The 19,209-nt window shown below is 37.9% G+C and carries 18 protein-coding genes and 1 tRNA gene; 9 read left to right on the top strand and 10 right to left on the bottom strand.

The window, feature by feature from the left end; translation table 11 throughout:
* Positions 1-42 precede the first annotated feature (42 nt).
* The 3 genes from FZF08_RS09115 to FZF08_RS09105 form a co-directional block, all read right to left on the bottom strand.
* A complete protein-coding gene (locus FZF08_RS09115) occupies positions 43-420 on the bottom strand; it encodes a hypothetical protein (protein WP_159468317.1) in 378 nt (125 codons plus the stop codon).
* A 212-nt stretch (positions 421-632) separates the two neighbouring features.
* Positions 633-1,049: a hypothetical protein gene (locus FZF08_RS09110; RefSeq protein ID WP_159468316.1), complete on the bottom strand. Its 417-nt coding sequence runs from the start codon at positions 1,047-1,049 to the stop codon at positions 633-635.
* A gap of 112 nt (positions 1,050-1,161) precedes the next feature.
* Positions 1,162-1,548, bottom strand: coding sequence for a hypothetical protein (locus FZF08_RS09105; RefSeq protein WP_159468315.1), 387 nt, complete (start codon positions 1,546-1,548; stop codon positions 1,162-1,164).
* A gap of 260 nt (positions 1,549-1,808) precedes the next feature.
* Between FZF08_RS09105 and FZF08_RS09100 the strand changes: the two genes are divergently transcribed.
* The 4 genes from FZF08_RS09100 to FZF08_RS09085 are packed head-to-tail and all read left to right on the top strand — an operon-like array spanning position 1,809 to position 8,499.
* Positions 1,809-3,395: a class I SAM-dependent DNA methyltransferase gene (locus FZF08_RS09100; RefSeq protein WP_159468314.1), complete on the top strand. Its 1,587-nt coding sequence runs from the start codon at positions 1,809-1,811 to the stop codon at positions 3,393-3,395.
* Positions 3,392-4,624 (top strand): restriction endonuclease subunit S, encoded by a 1,233-nt coding sequence (locus tag FZF08_RS09095; RefSeq protein WP_159468313.1) that lies wholly within the window; start codon positions 3,392-3,394, stop codon positions 4,622-4,624. Before FZF08_RS09100 ends, FZF08_RS09095 begins: the two co-directional genes overlap by 4 nt.
* Before the next feature lie 22 nt (positions 4,625-4,646).
* On the top strand, positions 4,647-7,814 hold the full coding sequence (locus FZF08_RS09090) for a type I restriction endonuclease subunit R (protein ID WP_159468312.1): 3,168 nt from the start codon (positions 4,647-4,649) through the stop codon (positions 7,812-7,814).
* The gene (locus FZF08_RS09085; protein ID WP_159468311.1) at positions 7,807-8,499 is read left to right on the top strand and encodes a M48 family metallopeptidase; all 693 of its coding nucleotides are present in this window, start codon (positions 7,807-7,809) and stop codon (positions 8,497-8,499) included. Before FZF08_RS09090 ends, FZF08_RS09085 begins: the two co-directional genes overlap by 8 nt.
* A 557-nt stretch (positions 8,500-9,056) precedes the next feature.
* Here the strand turns inward: FZF08_RS09085 and FZF08_RS09080 are convergent.
* The 3 genes from FZF08_RS09080 to FZF08_RS09070 form a co-directional block, all read right to left on the bottom strand.
* Positions 9,057-9,629, bottom strand: coding sequence for a hypothetical protein (locus FZF08_RS09080; protein ID WP_159468310.1), 573 nt, complete (start codon positions 9,627-9,629; stop codon positions 9,057-9,059).
* Positions 9,630-9,696: 67 nt separating this feature from the next.
* Positions 9,697-10,266 carry a hypothetical protein gene (locus FZF08_RS09075; RefSeq protein ID WP_159468309.1) on the bottom strand — a complete coding sequence of 190 codons (570 nt, stop codon included), beginning with the start codon at positions 10,264-10,266 and terminating at the stop codon, positions 9,697-9,699.
* A gap of 46 nt (positions 10,267-10,312) precedes the next feature.
* Entirely contained in the window at positions 10,313-10,708 is a 396-nt protein-coding gene (locus tag FZF08_RS09070; RefSeq protein WP_159468308.1) for a hypothetical protein, read from the bottom strand.
* A 263-nt stretch (positions 10,709-10,971) separates the two neighbouring features.
* Between FZF08_RS09070 and FZF08_RS09065 the strand changes: the two genes are divergently transcribed.
* The gene (locus tag FZF08_RS09065; RefSeq protein WP_159468307.1) at positions 10,972-11,298 is read left to right on the top strand and encodes a hypothetical protein; all 327 of its coding nucleotides are present in this window, start codon (positions 10,972-10,974) and stop codon (positions 11,296-11,298) included.
* Positions 11,299-11,502: 204 nt separating this feature from the next.
* Here FZF08_RS09065 and FZF08_RS09060 read toward each other — a convergent pair.
* A tRNA-Ile gene (locus FZF08_RS09060) sits at positions 11,503-11,576 on the bottom strand.
* 100 nt (positions 11,577-11,676) lie between these two features.
* Between FZF08_RS09060 and FZF08_RS09055 the strand changes: the two genes are divergently transcribed.
* From FZF08_RS09055 to lpxA, 4 genes are all read left to right on the top strand, one after another.
* Positions 11,677-12,975 (top strand): HD domain-containing protein, encoded by a 1,299-nt coding sequence (locus FZF08_RS09055; RefSeq protein WP_159468306.1) that lies wholly within the window; start codon positions 11,677-11,679, stop codon positions 12,973-12,975.
* A gap of 91 nt (positions 12,976-13,066) precedes the next feature.
* Positions 13,067-14,104: a UDP-3-O-(3-hydroxymyristoyl)glucosamine N-acyltransferase gene (gene lpxD / locus FZF08_RS09050; RefSeq protein WP_159468305.1), complete on the top strand. Its 1,038-nt coding sequence runs from the start codon at positions 13,067-13,069 to the stop codon at positions 14,102-14,104.
* Positions 14,105-14,197: 93 nt separating this feature from the next.
* On the top strand, positions 14,198-15,589 hold the full coding sequence (locus tag FZF08_RS09045) for a bifunctional UDP-3-O-[3-hydroxymyristoyl] N-acetylglucosamine deacetylase/3-hydroxyacyl-ACP dehydratase (RefSeq protein ID WP_159468410.1): 1,392 nt from the start codon (positions 14,198-14,200) through the stop codon (positions 15,587-15,589).
* Complete coding sequence (lpxA, locus tag FZF08_RS09040; protein ID WP_159468304.1) at positions 15,586-16,398, top strand: acyl-ACP--UDP-N-acetylglucosamine O-acyltransferase; 813 nt, start codon at positions 15,586-15,588, stop codon at positions 16,396-16,398. Before FZF08_RS09045 ends, lpxA begins: the two co-directional genes overlap by 4 nt.
* Positions 16,399-16,504: 106 nt before the next feature.
* Here lpxA and FZF08_RS09035 read toward each other — a convergent pair whose 3' ends face one another.
* From FZF08_RS09035 to tsaD, 3 genes are read right to left on the bottom strand one after another with little or no spacing between them, the layout of a single operon-like run.
* On the bottom strand, positions 16,505-17,368 hold the full coding sequence (locus FZF08_RS09035) for a hypothetical protein (RefSeq protein WP_159468303.1): 864 nt from the start codon (positions 17,366-17,368) through the stop codon (positions 16,505-16,507).
* A 10-nt stretch (positions 17,369-17,378) separates the two neighbouring features.
* Positions 17,379-18,176, bottom strand: a complete 798-nt coding sequence (locus FZF08_RS09030; protein ID WP_159468302.1) for an MOSC domain-containing protein — start codon at positions 18,174-18,176, stop codon at positions 17,379-17,381.
* Between the two features lie 19 nt (positions 18,177-18,195).
* Positions 18,196-19,194, bottom strand: a complete 999-nt coding sequence (gene tsaD, locus FZF08_RS09025) for a tRNA (adenosine(37)-N6)-threonylcarbamoyltransferase complex transferase subunit TsaD (RefSeq protein ID WP_159468301.1) — start codon at positions 19,192-19,194, stop codon at positions 18,196-18,198.
* Positions 19,195-19,209 lie beyond the last annotated feature (15 nt).

Below are 19,209 nucleotides of genomic sequence, written 5' to 3'. Positions count from 1 at the left end.
GGATTCACAAATGCCATATTTTTAGGAAAGCTTCTTAGGTAATTAAATTAATTTTTCCTTTTTCAGTCGCTCGGTAACAAGCTCAGTAATTTCTTGATTGTATTTATTTGCTTTAATTAAGTGATAATTCTCAACTACTAAGAACGTTTTAAACCAGCTAATGTCATTATCGGGGGACAGTTTATTTATTTTTTTTGCTAAATCATATAACATATTTACAGAAACCCAGGATTTATTATAAAGGTGATTTATACAAAGGGACTCCCGGGTGTCTTGTTGAGTATCTCCTATGCCTGGTACGGGAATTTCATATTTTCTTTCGACACCATCAGGAAGACGGTAGACGATTATTAAACTTTGTAATTCTTTTTTTCCTATTACTTCAAAATTATAATTAATAGTTGCCTCAGTTCTTAACATGGTAAATTTTTTATGATTTATGGAATATTCAACTAAAATATGATGCTCCAGCTCTATACTTCTGTAGCTTTTTTTGGGAGAAAATTAGACAATAGACTTGATACAGTTTTTTGTGGTGATGAATTTTCACTGATACAAACCTGTAATGTGAAGGTAATGCGCTTATTTAATGCATGCAGAATAATTTAATCATATTTGAAGAATTATATTTTTTACATGCCAAGAACATCTTTTTTGTGTTTTTCTACTATTTGTTTCATTTCTACTATCATTGACTTAGCTATTTTTTGCTGGTCAAAAATACTTAGGTTTCGAGATTCGGAAAAGTTTCTTTCGTGCACTATTTCTTTTTGGTAGTATTTATATTTCCAGGTAATAGTTAAACTTCCGGTACTGTACTGAAATTTAATTATTTGATTTGAGCCATCATATAAGTTAAATTCTCTTTTATCAATGTGAGTCACTTGTCCTGACCCATTAAATGCTGCATCATTCAGTATGTTAACAATAACGGCAAATTTTTCACTTACGGATTGATGCTGTAAATCGTTTTCATCCTTATTTAAAGAATTGAAAAAATTGAACCCTATGTATGCAACAACTACGATGACAGTTAATATCCAAAACATAAAAAGGAATAATTATAGGATTAAAATAAGAATTATTTAAAATATTGAAATAGGTAAATCTACGCACCTTTCCAATTGTCGTGTGATTTTTGTCCCATGCTTAACCACTCTTTTATTTTACTTTACGAATGTCTAATCTACCCGTATCAGCAATGTATATCTCCCAAACTCCATGAATATTAATATCATAAAACATGATTTCTGAATTGTCCATGGAGAATAATAGGTCATAGTTTGATCCTGAGTCTGTTAATCTTGGTTTAAGGTTTTCCCAATAACTTACTCTCTCAGGCACATTGACAGCCAAAATTCTAAGTTTGGCGTATATTGTACCTTTCTTTACGGGATCAACACTTCCATCAGATTTTTTTTCTCCAACGTAGTCCCACTGTTTATGAATGTAATCATGAACTTGATCATGGCTAGTATTTCCACCGTAGAAGTCTACTGCCTCTTTTACCATTTTCCACATTGGGGGTCTTTTTACTTTCACTGACATATTTTAGAAAATGAGTATTTAAGTACCTAATTTACTTCAGTTTCTGTTAAGTTTTTTTTTGCCTTTTGGTAGAACTAAATTAATTATAGTAATCCCACCCAACCAAAACATTCCCCCATATACATCTACTGTCTTGGTTGGGTAAACTTAGTTAACGGTACTCACCTTATTTCACTTTCAAAATTTTCAAGCAGAGAAAAGTAATTTGCTGTATATTGTTCCTTTTTGAATTTAACAATACCCGCTGCTCAAATTTCCAAATGTCCAAACTTGACTTACAAACCCTTGAATCCTGGTTATGGGATTCTGCTAATATATTGCGTGGGAGCATTGATAGCTCCGATTTTAAGAATTACATTTTTGGTTTACTTTTCCTGAAACGTGTTAATGACGTGCACACAGAGGAGGTAGATGCTATTATTGAACGTGATGGTATTTCACGTGAAGATGCAGAGGATGAAACCTTTTTCAAAGTGCCGGTGGAAGCACGTTGGGATGAATTAAAGAAATTCACAGAGAATATTGGTATTGCGTTGGATATTGCATTTGCAGCGATTGAACGTGAAAACAACAATGGACTTAACAATCTTGAAGGTGTACTCACTTCAACCAAATTTGGTGATAAGGAAAAGCTTAGTGAAGAGGTGCTTCAAAGATTACTCAGTCATTTTAATAAATACAGTCTTAAAAACCAGGATTTATATACGCCTGATTTACTCGGTGATGCTTATGAATACCTGATCAAACAGTTTGCGGACGACGCAGGTAAGAAGGGAGGTGAATTTTATTCTCCCCGAGGAGTGGTACAAACCATTGTGCAGCTGATCAAACCTCAACCAAAACAAAAGGTATACGACCCTACATGTGGAAGTGGTGGTATGCTCATTGAATCTGCTAAGTATGTAGCAGAACTACCAGATGGAAAAGTTGGAGCGAATATCAATATTTCCCTTTACGGACAGGAGAAAAACCTTGGTACGTGGGCGATTGGTAAGATGAATATGCTCCTTCATAATTACAACGATGCAGATTTACGTAAAGGAGATACATTAAATGATCCTAAACACCGGGACGAGCATAACGAATTAATGCTTTTTGACAGAGTTATAGCAAATCCTCCATTTTCACAAGATGGTTGGTGGACACCGCTGGAAAACAGTCAGGAAGTGAAACTTGATAAGGATGGTAACGAGAAAAAGATTTCACCAAATTACCAAAAAGTCGTAGATCCTTTTGGGAGATTCCAATATGGAATACCTCCGCGTGGTTATGCTGATCTTGCATTTCTGCAACACATGATTGCTGTATTGAAACAGGATGGAAAAGCAGGTGTGGTACTTCCGCATGGTACACTGTTCAGAAGTGGTACAGAGGGAAGTATACGGGAGAAATTATTAAGAGCTGACCTTATTGAAGGAATAGTTGGTTTACCATCCGCATTGTTTTACAACACGGGTATTCCCGCAAGTATCTGGATCATCAATAAAACCAAACCTGCACACCTGGAAAATAAGTTGATCATCATTGATGCCAGTGGTGAATTTAAGGAAGGTAAAAACCAGAATGAATTGCAGGAAGCACACATTCAGAAAATCGTTTCCACCTATGATTACTTTGCTTACGGTATAGAAGCAGAAGCTCCCAATGACAAGTTTGCCAGATTGGTTGAAAGTAAGGAAATCACGGATAATGATTTTAACCTCAACATCAGCAGGTATATTGATACCAGCGAACCGGAATCCGAAGTGGATCTTCATCAGGTGAAGAACACTATACTCGAACTTGAAGCTAAGGAAAAGGAAATTGATGAGAAATTATCCGCTTTTTTAATGGAATTGGGATTATGAAGGAGGGGTATAAAATGACAGAGTTGGGAGAAATTCCCTTGGATTGGCAAGTAGTAAAATTGCAGGATATTGTAGCAGAATTTATTGTTCCCATGCGTGATAAACCCAAAGTTTTCGACGGAGATATTCCTTGGTGTAGAATTGAAGATTTTAATGGAATATACCTTTCTGGATCAAAGAGTGGTCGTAAAGTAAGTCAAGAAATCATTTCCAACATGAATCTCAAAGTATATCCTGTTGGGACTGTGCTTGTTTCATGCAGTGCTGATTTAGGTAGGTGCGCAATAACAAGAAAGCCATTAATCACAAATCAAACTTTTATAGGCTTATATCCCAAAGAATTTACAAATACACTTTTTCTTTATTATAAAATGATAGAGTCCAAAGTGTTACTTAATACTCTTTCTTCTGGAACAACAATAGCTTATTTATCTCGGAATCAATTTGAAAATTTTAAAATCATTGTCCCTAAGCAGCAATCAGAACAACAAAAAATCGCAACCATCCTCAGCACCGTTGATGAAAAGATAGAAGTCATTGATGCACAAATCACCCAGACGAAAGAACTCAAAAAAGGGTTAATGCAAAAACTGCTGACGCGTGGTATTGGTCATACGAAGTTTCAGGATTCTGTGTTGGGTGAGATTCCTGAAAATTGGAAAGTTAGTTCTGTTGGAGAAGCTTTTAATATTTGTAATAATCTTAGATTTCCAATTAATAGAGATTTAAGGAAGACAATTCCGGGGAATTATCCATATTACGGACCGACTAAAATTCAAGACTATATTAATGAATATCGGGTGAACGGAAAATACGCTCTTATTGGAGAAGACGGTGATCATTTTTTAAAATGGAACGAGTGGCCAATGACTTTGCTTATTGAAGGAAAATTCAATGTCAATAATCACGCACATTTAATTCAAGGTGGTAGTAACAGCATTACTGAATGGTTTTTCTATTACTTCAATCAGCGTGAACTTACTACATTTTTGACTCGTCAAGGCGCCGGAAGGTATAAGCTGACAAAGAATGCTTTATCCAAAATTCCAATACCGTTACCTTCCCTATCTGAACAAAAAGAAATTTCAAATGTTTTAAGTACAATTAATGACAAATTGAGCATTCTAAAAGAAAAAAAAGGTGTTCACGAAGAGTTAAAAAAAGGACTAATGCAGCAACTACTCACAGGAAAAGTAAGAGTTGTTCAACCTGAATTAACAGCTGTATAGAATCCAAACTCAACCCTCCGTTATGAGTGAAGAATATTTGAAAAGTGAGCTTCCTGCTATTCAGTTATTTCAACAGCTGGGATACCAATACATCAATGGTGCTGAAATAGATGAACGTAAGGATTTCTCTGAGGTGATTTTGAAAGACAGGGTTATAACTGCTATTCAAAAACTTAATCCCTGGATTAGCAATGAGAATTTGTACAAAGCGTATGATAAACTGACAACTGTTCAGGGTTCCTCTCTGATGGAGATCAATCAACAGATTTGGGAGCTTATCAAAGGTGCAAATCTCACGCTGAAACAGGACTTTAACGGAGAGGAAGAGTTTCATTCTGTTTCATTTATAGATTATCAAAATCCGGAAAACAATGATTTTCTTGTCGTAAACCAGTTTCGGTACCTCAGCAGGATTGGTAATCATTCCATTCCTGATCTGGTCGTTTATGTCAATGGTATTCCTGTTGGTGTATTGGAATGTAAAGCACCATCTGCAACCACCGCATGGGATTCTGCTTTTAGTGATCTTAATACCTATCAGGATTTGAATGAACGTCTTTTTCATTACAATCAAATATGTGCTGGTATTTGGAAAGTTGGTGGTCGGTATGGTGCAATCAATTCTCCACAAGCTTTTTATTCTGTGTTCCGCACACCCAAAGATGAAATTGTAGACAACATTGAAACGGAACAGGATAAATTAATTTGCCATCTTTTCCAGAAAGACAAACTCCTGGACATTATCCGTCACTTCGTCATTTTCGAAAAAGAAGAAGGACGCGTTATCAAAAAACTTCCGAGGTATCAGCAGATTCGTGCTACCAATAATACCATTGAGAAACTTCAACAGGGACATGGTGGTGTCGTGTGGCACACACAAGGTTCCGGTAAGTCTATCACAATGGCGTATGTAACAAGGAAATTACAGGCACCGGAATACGGTTTTGGAAATCCGACGGTGATCATTATGACAGACCGCGTAGATTTGGATAGTCAGATTAGTAATACCTTTCAAAATGTCGGTCTGCTAAACGTAAAACGTGCGAGTTCCGTAAAACACCTGGAGAAATTGTTACGGAATGACTATGGTGGAATTATTACCACCACGATTCAGAAATTTCAGGAAACGGATAAAGAAGCAACTGTTGAGGAAGATCAGACTCAGGAAGAGGAGAAGGAGAAAGTTAGGATTGAAAAACATATACAGGGTAACACACTAATAAAGGTTACTAAAATACTGGAAGAAGGAAAGTGGATCGAGCGTGACCGTGAAGAAGTGATATTGGAAGAACTTTCCAAAAAGGAGAATCTTTTTGTTCTGGTAGATGAAGCACACCGTACACATTACGGATTTCTTGCATCCTTCATGCGTACAGCTTTACCACATGCAAAATTCATTGCATTTACGGGTACACCCATTTCCAAGGAAGACAAATCAACCCTGGGAGAATTTTACGGTGGTGAATATATCGATGTTTATACCATAAAAGATTCTGTTGCTGATGGCGCGACCGTGGAGCTATTATATGATGAGGGAATAGCAAAACTTGATATTCGCAAAGAAGAACTGGATGCTGAGTTTGAAGCAAAATTTGGTCAGGAGAAAGAAGAGAAGAAAGGGAAACTGAAACAGGAAGCGTTACGGAAATACCAGTTTTCAACAGAAAGAATTAGCCAGATTGCTGTTCATGCGATCGATCATTATCAGAAAAAGATATTTCCTGACGGTCACAAAGCACTGTTTGTATGTGATGGAAGGTTTGCAGCGGTTCGATATAAACAAGCATTTGAAAAACTAAAAGCACAAGGAGTACACAATTTTGATACAAAAGTGATTGTGAGTTTTGGTATTCCAAAGGAAGATGATATTGCTAAGGAATATTACGGAACGCTGGAATGGAACAGAAATAATCCTGACGACATAAAACCGCTATGGGTTGTCGCTCCGGAAGACATAAAAGATGCGACGGATTATTACAAACTACCCTTTGGGAATGAAGGAGAAACAGAGAAATCCGGAAAGAAAAAATTCGATAACACTGCAATTCTGATCGTTTCAGATATGTTGCTCACCGGATATGATGCGCCAATTGCGTCTTGTCTGTATCTGGATAAACCACTAAAAGAGCATACACTTTTACAAGCAATTGCGCGTGTAAACCGCAGTGGGAAACGTAAAAACGCTGGATACATCATTGATTATAATGGTATCACAAGTCACCTTCTGGAAGCTTTAAAAATCTTTTCAGGAGATATTCGACCTGACGACATACTAAAAAATATCAGTGAAGAATTTCCAAAACTTGAAATGAATCATACCAAACTGGTAGATTTTTTCAGACCTATGAAAGTAGACAGAGCATATAACAGAGTAAAATATATCGACGGCGCTGTTCTGTATATTGAACCTTTGGATAAACGTGATTCCTTTAAAGATTTGTTGAAGCAGTTTAACAAGTCGATTGGTATTGTGTTACCGGATGTAAAAGCAATGCGATTTTTTGATGATTTCAAATTGTTCAACCAGATCAAGAAAACGGCGCGTAATGCTTATCCTGATGATGATAATTTCAATATCAGTAAGGATGAAAGCTTGCTGCTCCAAGGAATTATTGATGAACATTTGAAATCGTCAGGTGTCAAAAACCTTCTTATGGAACCTATTTCGATCATTGACCGCGAAAAGTTTAAAGAAGAAATTCAGAACGCATCACCTGCAACAAAGGAATTGAAGATGAGGAATCATCTCAAACATATTATAAAAGTCAGCATTGACAAAAATCCGGATTTTTACCGACCACTCGCTGAGAGACTGGAAGCACTTATAAAAGAACATGAAGAAGGACGAATTTCGCAATTGTCATTATTAGCAGAATTTGAAAAGATCCAGGATGAAATTATTCAATCTCAAAAAGAGGGAGAACAAAAAGGTTTTGTAACAGAACAGCAGCGTGCTGTTTATTCGTCAATGAAAACGATTTACAACGGTGACGCAGAAGCCGCTACCCGGACACTCTTTGACTTGATTTCTGGTGAACTGAATATTGTAGGTTGGGAAGGAAAAGGAATGGTGATCAATGACATTGAAAACAAATTAATTCGTTATCTTAAAACCAAGATGGAGAGAGTGGAGGCGAAGTCCAAAGCTAAGGAACTGATTGAAGTTTTAAGAAAAAATAAAAATGCGTAAGGTAAAGTACGGGTCAACCTTTATTGAGTATAGCTTTCATGAAAATGAAAGTTTGAAATCACATTATATAACGGTTGAAAAAAATGAAGGGGTTGTTCTCAAAGGAAAACCCGTTGCACCGGAAAAGTCAGACCAGCTGATTCTTAAAAAAGCAAAATGGATTCTGGACAAACTTGAATTGGTTTCTTCAAAGGAAGACGAAAAAATAGTAACAGGTTCTCGAATTCAGTACCTGGGACGTTCTTACTATACGGAAGTTATCATACGGAAAGAATTAAAAGCACCAAAGATTGATTTTAATCACTCAAAGTTCAGCGTGCTTTTACCTTTTCCAGAGGTAAGTCAAACCGAGATAAAAGCTGCTATTGAAATATTTTATCAGGAACGTGCGGTCGAAAGGATTACACCAAGATTTAAGAAGTTGTCTAGGCAAACTGGTTTGGAATACGCAGGTCTACGGTTTCGTAAACTTGAAAAAAGCTGGGGGAATTGTTCCGGAAAAAACATCATCACGATAAATCCCGCAGCGGTCAAACTCCCGTATTCTTTGATCGATTATTTGATCATACACGAACTCTGCCACACGAAGGTAAAAGATCACTCAAAACAATTTTGGGCAGAACTGTCAACGCATGTTCCAAATTGGAAGGAGTTGAATGAGCGGGTGGAGCGGGTGAAGGAGTAAGAAAACATGATTCGGTTAATCAATCTAATAGACAAAGTAAAATATCTTTTAGAGATTTTCTTAAAATTAAAAAATATCTAAAATTTGCCGATTAAAATTTGCTTATCCTTTTGATATTCAGTAAAATAGATTTCAATTTTTTAAAAAAAACAATCATGAATCTATTTAATAGAAGAGTAAGAGACAGTAGAACGGGAAGAGAAGGAGTAGTTACCGGAGGTACTACTGATTATCGTGGAAATGTTGTTATATATTCGGTTACAGAAAGTAGGAATGAAGATGGTATTATATGGTTTCATTCCTACCCTGATTTTTTAGAAGTCGTTGATTATAGTCATGGCATTTTATAGCGTCTGACAGATTTAATATTATCAGGAAAAATTTAAAGGTGTTTGACCTATCGTAATTTCAATGGGGAATTATGATAAAAGATAGAGAGACCTAATTTATCTATCAATAAAATGAGGTTAGATAATTTAGGTCTCTGAATTTAATTTTGACTAATATTAATGAAGTTTAAACAACTTCAAAATGCTTATCAATCCTGATTGATTATTTCATTCACAAGGGAACTTCAATTTATCCAATTTAAAATTTGGTGCTTTTGACTCAGACGGGTCTTCGAACGTCGCAGATTTACCACCAGTACGAATGTTTAAAATGTAGGAAACATCTCTACCATAGGTGAGGCAATCCATTGAACATTTGACTCTTGTGCGTCCACTACTTTTTTCAAGTATTTCGTAAGTTCCTTTGCATACATATTCCTCAGGTCCTTCTGACATTACCATATGACGTTGTAATAAGACTATATTATCTGACCTAAAACAAAATGTAAACACTGATTCTGGTGCAATCCCTATTGTAGTACTGGTAACTCTTTCATTGACATAAGCGCCATATGACGGTTGAATTCCACTATATGCACCTAAATATTCTGGCGACAACCCCTCTAATGTTTCGGTAGAATTATTATCACTAACGATTCCTGAATCATCGGAATTGACAAACTCACTATATAAAGCACCTCCACCAAGTAATCCACAAGCTATCAAAAAGGCATAAAGTATCATTTTTCCTGCCCACAAGTCTGCTCTTCTTGATTCAGACTCAGGAAATTCATCATTCATAATAAAGGAGGTTTAATTTAAGTAGGTTACAAATTTGTAAATGATATATAATTCACTATTTTATTTGTCAGTAAGCCACAAACTTCTTCAATCTATTAATCAAGACAGCAGTGCGCAGCTGATATTTCTCGCCATTAATCCAGAAGTAGATGTATTCGGTGTTGTTTCCCATGTTTGTTCTTCTGAAACTTATGAAACAATCCTTCGAAACCGTAAAGTCGTAATAAACTTCTTCATTAACTTGTGGTTTTTCATTTTTTATCTTTTCCACCAATACTGAATAGTTCGATAGAATACTTTTCGTCTGATCAATGTTGAGGTGTATAAAGTCAACGTTGGTATATTCTGAAACAGCAACGGCACCTTTATATTTTACTCTTGTAATATAATTCCTATCAGCACCAACAATCAAACCCTTTTCTCCATTCAGCTTGTAGCCGGTTAACTCAATATAACGAGACATACCAATGGTGTTTCCTTTAAAAATGCTGTAGGTTCGAATGTTACTTTGTTTTCCGACTTCGTGCTTTTCGATATCTGTTTTTATGTGTCTTTCTGTAATGTAACGTGCTTGACGACAGCCACTAATTGAGAGAATTGCATATACGGAAATACAAATCAAGAAATAATTCTTCATGAATGGGATTTTAAAAAGTAAAAGTTGAGGGTGTGAGAGGATTTAATCAGCGTTTCGGTACGTACACCTTATTGCCATTGTTGTTGATATAATATTGTCCCCCTCTTTCTCCTGTTTGAATAGTCTTACCTGAACCATAGTTAGAAGCATCGATGGAGTAATCTTTTGCTTTAGTCCCATTTTCCAAGGTGTAAGGATTGACATTACCTTGTGTTGAATAATTGTCAAGATTTGTCTGATTCTGCTGCGTCTTGTAATGTGGTTGAACAACTGTTCCATTTGACTTTTGGTAACCACTATTATAATTTGTGTTTGGATTTACATATCCACTGCTTGTGCCGCTTGTATTGGTACGATGAATTGGCTGTTTATAAAAGCTTTGAGAGAAAGAAGAGGTAGAAGCTAAGACAAAGAAAATAAACAGATAAATGAATGATTTCATGAAAAATAAAGAAGGTTATAAATTGTAACCGTAATATTACCACCTTAATATTGTATTGTAGTCCTTGAACTTATTTAACGGTAACAAAGGAAATCGTAAATTCCCGTATTCTGCATACCCAACCAATACAACCTTGTGTATATGGTCAATGTTTTGGTTGGCTAAAATTTGAACAAAAAATATTTGTACCTCTCTATCTGCGTAAACAGAAACTGAGATAAAAGCTTTGAAACACTCAAATTTCAATATTAAGTTACACCTTGATGAAAAAAAATGTATTAAATGGTTTCGTCTTATTGCTAGTGTTAAATTCTTTTCATCTTTTGACAAGTTGTAATCGAGAAAGTGAAAAACTAACAGAGCAATTGGAACAATGCAATGAAGAAAAGAAGCAGCTTGAAGATGAAAAAGAAGAGTTGGAAACAAATTACAAAGAAGCACGCGAAACAAACCAAGTGTTGCAAGATGAAAATGAAGAACTAGAACTTACTTACCAAGAGGCTCTGCAAAAAAATCAAAAATTGGAAATTGACCTCGAAGAGTCTGAAGAAGAACTTGACGAATGCAATAGGAGATTGACGAATATGTAATTTAATTTAGAGTAACGTTATAAGATGTATTGAAATAGACGACAACTGGGTATACCAAAAGCTAATAGACTGGTGAGGTTTCAAGTTTTTCTTGAAGGTGAGAAACGGTAGAAGAATAGAAGGAATAAAAGAGTTGTGTCTCAAATTGTGTATCAAATAAAAAAGGACTCACAAGAATGATCTCGTAAGTCCTTGATTTTCAAGTGGGCCCACCTGGAATCGAACCAGGCACCTACTGATTATGAGTCAGTTGCTCTAACCGAATGAGCTATAGGCCCGTGCTTTTATAATTAAGTAAACTTTCTTAACTATTTCAGCTTTTCCTGATCTTGGAAAGACTTCGGAGTGCAAAATTAGTGAAAGAGATTAATTCTCCAAATGATTATCATAAGATTTCATTCTTTTCTGCGTTCACAGTTTACTATTTTTGCAAAAAAAGAAGTTTTGAACAAAAGAAAAATAATCAACGATCCGGTTTACGGCTTTATCACCATTTCCTCAGATTTGCTCTTTGATTTGGTTGAACATCCTTATTTTCAGCGTTTAAGAAGAATAAAACAGCTGGGTTTGGCTGATCTGGTTTATCCTGGCGCGCTGCATACACGTTTTCACCATGCGCTGGGCGCCATGCATTTGATGAGCCAGGCTTTACGTGCTTTGCAGGAAAGAGGCCATTTAATTTGGGAACCGGAACTTGAAGCGGCCCAGGCTGCTATTCTTTTGCATGATCTTGGTCACGGGCCTTTTTCCCATGTGCTTGAAAGTGTTCTATTACCCGGCGTGGAGCATGAATCTATCACGCTGGCTATGATGAAGGAACTTAACAGGCAAATGGACGGGCGCCTGGATATTGCCATTCAAATGTTTGAAGGGGTGTATCCAAGAAAGTTTTTTCACCAGATGATTTCCAGTCAGCTGGATATGGACCGGATGGATTATCTTAACCGTGACAGTTTTTATACGGGCGTTATTGAGGGTTCTATCGGTGCCGACCGTCTGATAAAAATGCTGGATATTAGTCAGGATCAACTTGTGGTTGAAGAAAAAGGGATACTGAGTATAGAAAATTTTCTTCATGCGCGCCGGCTTATGTACTGGCAGGTTTATCTGCACAAAACTTTACTCAGCGCGCAGGCCATGCTTACTGAAATTTTAAGACGTGCACGTGAATTATCTGCCCAAGGTGAAAATTTATTTGCGACCACGGATTTTTCCCGTTTCCTGCATAATAATTTTACACTTGCTGATTTTGAAGAGAACGTCGATTTGTTAGAATCTTTCAACAATCTGGATGATAACGACGTATGGGCGTCTGTGAAGGGCTGGGCGAAAAATCCGGATGAAGTATTGTCCACACTTTGTAAAAGCTTACTGGATAGGCATTTGTTTAAGATCAGCTTTTTTAAAGAAATGCCAGGGGAGGAAATTTTGAAACCTTTACGTGAAAAACTTTTAGCGCAGGGGTTAAAGGAAAGTGAGTTGTCATACTTTCTGATCACAGGAGAAACTACGAATTCGGCCTATGAGAAGGAACAGGATCCCATAAAGGTCAAAATGAAAAATGGCACTTTGCTGGATATTGCCGATGCTTCCGACATTCCAACCATCGAAGCACTCACTAAGATTGTCCGCAAGTATTATGTATGTTGGGGTAAAAATGTATCTTTGCGTGGTTAGTGAGGATGTCAATTCTTACACAATAAAAAAGAGCCTTTTTTATAAATAGCTTTATTACTTACAAAGACGTTACCAGAAATTAGCCGAGAATATGAAATTTACTGTCAGCGAGATTGCAAAGATGCTTGATGGAACTACCGTTGGTGATGACACAGTTACAATTGATTCGGCTGCAAAAATTGAGGAGGGCCAGCCCGGTTGTATCTCTTTTCTTGCCAATAGTAAATACGAATCCTATATCTATACCACACAATCGTCGGCCGTAATTGTTAATAAGGATTTTGTTCCTAAACAGGATATTGGCGCTACATTGATATATGTAGAAAACGCCTATACTGCTTTTACAGTACTTCTTGAAGAATATCAGAAACGTCTCGCCACCGGGAAAAAAGGTATTGAACAACCCAGTTTTATTGGAGAAAACAGTGAAATGGGGCCATTCGGCTACCGTGGCGCGTTCTCCTATATCGGACGTGATTGCAAGATTGGAAACAATGTTAAAATATATCCAAATGCCTATCTGGGAGATGGTATTGAAGTTGGTGACAACACAATAATCCACCCTGGTGTAAGAATTTATGATAATACAATAATTGGTAAAAATTGCTGTATTTTCGCGAATACGGTTATTGGCAGTGATGGTTTTGGTTTTGCTCCGCAGGCGGATGGTTCTTACAAAAGAATCCCGCAGTTGGGTAATGTCATTATCGAAGATGATGTGAGCATTGGCTCCAATTCGACGATCGATTGTGCAACTATGGGTTCAACAATCATCAGAAAAGGAGTTAAAATCGATAATCTGGTTCAGATTGCGCATAATGTTGAGATTGGAGAAAATACAGTCATTGCAGCGCAGGCCGGAATTGCAGGTTCGTCACGCGTTGGAGAGCAATGTATTATCGGTGGACAGGTAGGTATTACCGGACATGTAATCCTAGCCAACAATACCAAAATAGGTGCACAGTCTGGTCTGGGGAAATCGATCAAAAAAGAAGGATTATCACTTTCAGGATCACCTGCGAGAGATTTGACAGAGCATTTGAGATCCATGGCATTGACAAGAAGATTGCCTCAATTGGAAGAAAGATTGAAAGAACTTGAAAGTAAAAGAGAAGTTTCTCAACATTAAAATATAAAGAAATTAAATAATTAAATTTGGGCTATAATGCTCAAATTTGGCAACCGCAAGCCCCGCAGCCTTTTAGTAGATAAGGAGAATATAATGAACGAAAAACAACAAACCATTAAGAAGTCCGTATCCGTTACGGGAGTGGGTTTACACACAGGTGTAGTGGCAACAATGACATTTGTTCCTGCCGCTGCCAATCACGGTTATAAATTTCAACGTGTTGATTTACCGAATCAGCCAATTGTTGACGCCGATGTGGACAATGTGGTGGATTTGTCCCGAGGGACGACCATTGAACAAAACGGAGCCAGAATCAATACTGTTGAGCATACACTTGCCGCTTTGGTGGGTTTGCAGATTGACAATGTCCTGATTCAGCTGGATGGTCCTGAACCTCCGATCATGGACGGAAGTTCTATCAAATTTATTGATGCATTACTGGATGCAGGTATTGAGGAACAAAATGCCTATCGTAATTATTTTGAAGTTCCTGAATACGTTCATTATAAAAATAAGGAAAATGATATCGAGATGGCCGCTTTGCCACTCTCCGATTATAGATTGACGGTAATGGTTGACTACAATTCAAAAGTAATCAGCAGCCAGCATGCTTCTTTGAACGATATTACCTTATTTAAAGATGATATCGCAAGATGCCGGACGTTTGTGTTTTTACATGAACTCGAAGCACTGTACAAACAAAATCTGATCAAAGGAGGAGACCTTACCAACGCAATAGTTATTGTTGACAGGGACGTACAAGAAGGCGAGCTTGATCATTTATCACAGTTGCTTAATAAGCCAAAAGTGAGTGTTGACGAGTCAAAAGGAATTTTGAATAATGTAGAACTGCATTATCCGAATGAAATGGCCCGTCACAAGCTACTGGATCTTATCGGTGATTTGGCTCTGATTGGAAGGCCTATAAAAGCGCAAATCCTGGCAGCACGTCCGGGACATGCAGCGAATGTAGCGCTGGCAAAAAAGATAAAAAAACTCATCAAGTCTGGAAAAGGAGACATTCCTACATACGATCCGAATAAAGCACCCGTTCTTGATATAAAGCAGATCGGGGAATTACTTGCGCATCGTTATCCTTTCCAAATGATCGACAAGATTATTGCACTGGATGAAAACAGCGTGGTAGGTGTCAAAAATGTAACGATTAATGAGGAATATTTTCTTGGGCATTTTCCAGGGAATCCTGTGATGCCAGGGGTGTTGCAGCTTGAAGCTATGGCTCAGACCGGCGGTATTCTTGTATTGAGCAGCGTACCGGATCCTGATAATTACTGGCCCTATCTAATCGGGATAGACGCTTGCCGTTTCCGTAAAAATGTTTTCCCGGGTGATACCGTGATATTCAAATGTGTTTTTACATCACCGATGAAACGCGGTATTGTAAAAATGAGCGGCCGGGGATATGTGTCCGGACAGCTGGTGTGTGAAGCAGATATGATCGCAAGTCTAGTAAAGAAAAAATGACACAACAGTTAGCATATATTCATTCAGACGCGAAGATCGCAGCGAATGTAGAAATCGAACCCTTCGCTATGATACATGCAGATGTAGAAATAGGAGAAGGTACCTGGATAGGCTCACATGCAGTTATTAATGCAGGTGCGCGTATCGGGAAAAATTGCCGTATATTTTCCGGAGCTGTGATTTCTTCAACGCCTCAGGATTTAAAATATAACAATGAATACACGCTGACAATTATTGGTGACAATACCATTGTTCGTGAGTATGCCACTATAAGCCGCGGAACCGAGGAACACTGGAAAACGGTGGTTGGATCTGGTTGTTTGATTATGGCTTACGCACACGTCGCGCACGATTGCCGTGTAGGAAACAATTGTATTATTGGAAACAATGTGCAGATGGCAGGCCACGTACATGTGGACGACTGGGCGATTGTGAGTGCGATGAGTGCTGTACATCAATTTGTGAAAATCGGTGCGCATTCATTTGTATCAGGTGCTTCGCTTGTGCGTAAGGACGTTCCGCCTTTTACAAAAGCTGCCCGTGAGCCAATTTCTTATGCAGGTATCAACTCGGTAGGATTGCGCCGCAGAGGTTACAGCAATGAGAAAATCATCGAGATCCAGAATATTTACCGGTACATTTATATGCGAGGCCTTAACAATGCTGAGGCTTTACAGAAAATTGAACTTGAATTACCTCCATCCAACGAGCGCGACGAAGTTGTAAACTTCGTACGTACTTCGGAAAGAGGAATCATGAAAAGCCCATTCCAAACGTACGGATCCGGAGAATCAGAATCTCAGTCCTAAAAGTTGAATTTTCAATAAACAAAAGCCCGATTTTCGTTCGAAAATCGGGCTTTTGTTTATTGAAAATTCTCTCATTCTCTCATTCTCTCATTCTCTCATTCTCTCATTACAAAATCAAAAATGGTATCAGCAAAACCATCGTTACAAGCATTCCTTTGTATTTATTTTTTTGCATAAAACTGGTATTTTGTACCATAGCAGACTGTAAAACAGCCATTATCATCAATATAACGGATAAACGTTGTGTGTAGCGGAATTCTGTATGCATACAAATAAATATTCCTTCCGAGATTATAAAAAATGTTATAGCATGTAAAATCCTTTTAGACAAAGGTGCTTTCAGTAACCCCGTAAAGTTTGAAATATTTGGATATTCAACCGATTGTAAATAAGATGAAAGCAGAGAGTTTTGTAATATGATCAGAAAAAATAAAGCCGCGGAATATTTCATTTCTTTACCAATTTCCTGATTTGAAAATAACGTAAAAGATAAAATTCCAACGGTAAAAATTACAGCAGATACCGGCGCACGAAGTGAATGTAAAGGACTTCTTTCGGGTAAGATGGATATTAACCATAAGCTGAGTCCTGAGAAAATAACCATCCCTACCGCAATTTTCCAAACATTTGCAGGCATGTAAAAAGCTATAAAAATGCCAGCTACCAATCCGCCTGCAACAACTTCTAAAAAAGTAATCCGGTTTTTCTGATTTGGTAAAAAACGCTTCATTTCCGTTTTAGCTGGTTTTCTGTTATCCAGAAGTCGGTTCATGGAGGAAATAACAAAAACAGCCAGTCCCAGAACAATGTTTGCCGGTATACTAATGGTAGTTTTTCCAACTGGCAAACGGTTAAATGCAACCTGACAAATCATAGCCGCGGAAGCCAGATCGAGGTTTGCCCAATGTAAATGAACAGGACGGAATTTGCGGATTAAAACGAAGATGGAGTTGAGTAAATCTATTTTCACAAAAAAATTTTTATTCTACTAATGAAATCGGGTCGCCCTGTTTGATCAGGCCGTTTTGTTTTGTTACAACATTCTGGCCAAAAAGTATTTTGTTGCCAACTCTTCTGTAAGTCGCCAGTGTTTTAAGCGGCTCTTTTCCTTTTTCGGCTGTTTCGGGATCAATCGTGGTGAGTATGCACCGGGCACAGGGTTTTACAATATCAAAAAATAATCCGCCGATCTGAATGGATTTCCAGTCGTCTTCTGCATGTGGATTTGTTCCTGTCACGACAAAATTTGGACGGAAACGCTGCATTACAATCGGCAATTCCAGGCGCTCATTTAAATTGTCCAGTGAAGCCTGGGAAATCATCAAAAATGGAAATCCGTCGGCAAAACTTACATTTTCGTTATTTTTGGCATATTTCGGATCTGCTTTTCTTTGTGTGGATTCCGGCATGATAACCAGTTTTACTTCCCGCTCCAATTGTTCCGAAAGCCATTTATCAACCTCGTCACTTACGGTAAGAGCTTCCACTTCATCATCCCAAACTGTTACAGAAACTGAATTTGAAGAAACGGGTTTGAAAGGCACAAGAATATTATTTCCGGATTCCAACCGACTTGAAATGGATAAGCCATTTTCCAGTACGGCCACTTCCAGCATAGCCATTTTTGAGAATTCCCGTTGCGTAAGAAATCGCCCGTTTTCGTCAACGATCATCCATCGCCGATCGTATTGAAGTCCTTTTTCTTCAACCTGAGCTTCCGTTAAACGTATTCCGGCCAATGATTTTACGGGATAAATCCAGATTTCTGAGAGGATCATGATCTAAGGTTTTGAAGTATTAAAATTCCATTCTGGCCATCGGACTTACTGTCTGGTCGCAGAAGTCCGCATTCAAATATTTGTAATGAGCCGCCATGGCGATCATGGCAGCATTGTCCGTGCAATATTCAAAATCGGGAATGTATACTTTCCAGTTTAATTGCTGTCCAAGTTCGAGTAAGGATGTTCTTAATCCTGAGTTCGCCGATACGCCGCCCGCAATAGCAATTTCTTTGATCCCGGTTTCCTTCGCTGCTTTTTTTAATTTTTTCAAAAGAATATTAACCAGTGTATGCTGAACGCTGGCGCAAATATCTTCTATATTTTCTTTTATAAAATTCGGATTTTCACGAACCTGTTTTTGCAGAAAATACATAAACGAAGTTTTGATCCCGCTAAAAGAAAAATCAAGTTCGGGCATTTCGGGCAACGGAAATGTATAAGCCAGCGGATTTCCGGTTTTGGCATATTTATCAATCAATGGGCCGCCAGGATAAGGCAGATCAAGCAATTTTGCCGTTTTATCAAAAGCTTCTCCAACAGCATCATCCCGGGTTTGTCCGATAACTTCCATTTCCAAGGGACTGGTTACTTTTACAATCTGGGTATGGCCGCCGCTTACGGTCAAGCACAGAAAAGGAAATTCCGGTTTTGGGTCCTGAATAAAATGCGCTAAAACGTGCGCCTGCATGTGATTTATTTCAATGAGCGGCAGACCAAGGCCAAGCGCCATGGATTTGGCAAAAGAAGTCCCAACCAGTAAAGCGCCTAATAAACCGGGTCCTTTCGTAAAAGCGATGGCATCAAGGTCTTTTTTTGTTACTTTTGCATCAGTCAAGGCTTTATCTACCACAGGCAGAATGTGTTGCTGGTGTGCGCGCGATGCCAATTCGGGAACTACGCCGCCATATTGTGTATGAATGAGCTGTGTGGCAACAACATTGGAGCAAATTTTGCCGTTAGATAAAACTGAGGCCGAGGTTTCGTCACAAGACGATTCTATCGCGAGGATGTTCATGAAATTTGAATAATA

Source organism: Dyadobacter sp. 3J3, assembly GCF_009801115.1.
In the GTDB taxonomy this organism is placed as follows: domain Bacteria; phylum Bacteroidota; class Bacteroidia; order Cytophagales; family Spirosomataceae; genus Dyadobacter.
This window is presented reverse-complemented; position numbering and strand designations above follow the sequence as displayed.